Source organism: Nonomuraea sp. NPDC049378 (assembly GCF_055586745.1).
In genome coordinates this window covers 1,635-4,804 of sequence record NZ_JBVJHP010000054.1, presented here as the reverse complement: position 1 = coordinate 4,804, position 3,170 = coordinate 1,635, and the positions used below count along the sequence as shown (strand labels likewise).

The following is a 3,170-nucleotide window of genomic DNA, read 5'->3' as shown; positions in this document are numbered from 1 at the left end:
GCTTTGTGGTCAAGTCCTCGGCCTATTAGTACCGGTCAGCTCCACACGTTACCGTGCTTCCACACCCGGCCTATCAACCCGGTCGTCTACCGGGAGCCTTACCCCCTCACAGGGTGGGAGACCTCATCTCAAGGCGAGCTTCCCGCTTAGATGCTTTCAGCGGTTATCCCTTCCGAACGTAGCCAACCAGCCGTGCACCTGGCGGTACAACTGGCACACCAGAGGTTCGTCCGTCCCGGTCCTCTCGTACTAGGGACAGCTCCTTTCAAGTCTCCTACGCGCGCAGCGGATAGGGACCGAACTGTCTCGCGACGTTCTAAACCCAGCTCGCGTACCGCTTTAATGGGCGAACAGCCCAACCCTTGGGACCTACTCCAGCCCCAGGATGCGACGAGCCGACATCGAGGTGCCAAACCATCCCGTCGATATGGACTCTTGGGGAAGATCAGCCTGTTATCCCCGGGGTACCTTTTAGCCGTTGAGCGACACCGCTTCCACACGCCGATGCCGGATCACTAGTCCCAGCTTTCGCTCCTGCTCGACCCGTCAGTCTCACAGTCAAGCTCCCTTGTGCACTTACACTCAACACCTGATTGCCAACCAGGCTGAGGGAACCTTTGGGCGCCTCCGTTACCCTTTAGGAGGCAACCGCCCCAGTTAAACTACCCACCAGACACTGTCCCCGATCCGGATCACGGACCAGAGTTAGACGTTCAAAACGACCAGAGTGGTATTTCACCAATGACTCCACCCGAACTAGCGTCCGAGCTTCCCAGTCTCCCACCTATCCTACACAAGACGCTCCAAACGCCAATGTCAAGCTGTAGTGAAGGTCCCGGGGTCTTTCCGTCCTGCTGCGCGTAACGAGCATCTTTACTCGTAGTGCAATTTCGCCGGGTCTGCGGTTGAGACAGCGGGGAAGTCGTTACGCCATTCGTGCAGGTCGGAACTTACCCGACAAGGAATTTCGCTACCTTAGGATGGTTATAGTTACCACCGCCGTTTACCGGCGCTTAAGTTCTCACCTTCGCCAGGAATCCCTGACTAAGCGGTCCCCTTAACGTTCCGGCACCGGGCAGGCGTCAGTCCGTATACATCGTCTTACGACTTCGCACGGACCTGTGTTTTTAGTAAACAGTCGCTTCCCCCTGGCCACTGCGACCCCCACCAGCTCACAGAGCTAGCCCGATCACCAGCAGAGGTCCCCCTTCTCCCGAAGTTACGGGGGCAATTTGCCGAGTTCCTTAACCACAGTTCACCCGATCGCCTTAGTATTCTCTACCTGACCACCTGAGTCGGTTTAGGGTACGGGCCGCCACAACACTCACTAGAGGCTTTTCTCGGCAGCATAGGATCATCCACTTCACCACAATCGGCTCGGCATCACATCTCACCCACACATGCTGCGGATTTACCTACAACACGGGCTACATGCTTACCCCAGGACAACCATCGCCTGGGCTGGACTACCTTCCTGCGTCACCCCATCGCTTACCTACTACCCCATCAGGCCGAGCGTTCAGCCTCACATCCCCTCCGAAGAGGCAACGGACTTAAGGACTCTTAGTATCAAGGGGTTCAGTATGGGCGCATTGAAGCGGGTACGGGAATATCAACCCGTTATCCATCGACTACGCCTGTCGGCCTCGCCTTAGGCCCCGACTTACCCTGGGCGGATTAACCTGGCCCAGGAACCCTTGGTCATCCGGCGCGAGGGTTTCTCACCCTCGATTCGCTACTCATGCCTGCATTCTCACTCGCACAGCCTCCACAACTAGATCACTCTGCTGCTTCGCCGGCTGCACGACGCTCCCCTACCCACCAACACGAACTAACGTATCAGTGCCACGACTTCGGCGATGTGCTTGAGCCCCGCTACATTGTCGGCGCGGAATCACTTGACCAGTGAGCTATTACGCACTCTTTCAAGGATGGCTGCTTCTAAGCCAACCTCCTGGTTGTCTCTGCGACTCCACATCCTTTCCCACTTAGCACACGCTTAGGGGCCTTAGTCGGTGATCTGGGCTGTTTCCCTCTCGACTACGAACCTTATCGCCCGCAGTCTCACTGCCACGCTCTCACTTACCGGCATTCGGAGTTTGGCTGACGTCAGTAACCTTGTCGGGCCCATCAGCCATCCAGTGCTCTACCTCCGGCAAGAAACACGCAACGCTGCACCTAAATGCATTTCGGGGAGAACCAGCTATCACGGAGTTTGATTGGCCTTTCACCCCTACACACAGATCATCCCCCAGGTTTTCAACCCTGGTGGGTTCGGTCCTCCACCCAGTCTTACCTGAGCTTCAACCTGCCCATGCGTAGATCACTCCGCTTCGGGTCTACAGCATGCGACTCAAACGCCCTCTTCAGACTCGCTTTCGCTACGGCTCCCCCACACGGGTTAACCTCGCCACACACCATAACTCGCAGGCTCATTCTTCAAAAGGCACGCAGTCACATCACACAAGAACCCGAAAGCTCTTGTAAGCTCCTACGGCTTGTAGGCACACGGTTTCAGGTACTCTTTCACAACCCCTCACCGGGGCACTTTTCACCTTTCCCTCACGGTACTCGTGCACTATCGGTCACCAGGGAGTATTTAGGCTTACCAGGTGGTCCTGGCAGATTCACACAGGATTCCTCGAGCCCCGTGCTACTTGGGATCCCCTCAAGAAGTCCATCCGATTTCGTCTACCCGGCTCTCACGGTCTACGGCGCCCCTTCCCAGAGGCTTCAACTATCAGACAGATTTATCACTCCTCGGCCGATCGGCAGATCAACCCAGAAGGTCCCACGACCCCGGACACGCAACGCCTGCCGGCTATCACACACGCCCGGTTTAGCCTCATCCGCTTTCGCTCACCACTACTCACGGAATCACTCTTGTTTTCTCTTCCTACGGGTACTGAGATGTTTCACTTCCCCGCGTTACCACCAACCGCCCTATACATTCAAGCGGAGGCAACACCACATGACTGGTGCTAGGTTTCCCCATTCGGACATCCCCGGATCAACGTCTGGTTGGCGACTCCCCGAGGCTTAACGCAGCCTCCCACGTCCTTCATCGGCTCCTGATGCCAAGGCATCCACCGTGTGCCCTAAAAAACTTGGCCACAAAGATGCTCGCGTCCACTATGCAAATCTCAAACAACAAACAGCAACCACATCCG

General features: G+C 56.5%; 1 rRNA gene. It reads right to left on the bottom strand.

The features are described 5' to 3' along the window. Positions 1-5 precede the first annotated feature (5 nt). Positions 6-3,113 (bottom strand): 23S ribosomal RNA (locus ACZ6SA_RS49140). Between the last annotated feature and the right edge of the window lie 57 nt (positions 3,114-3,170).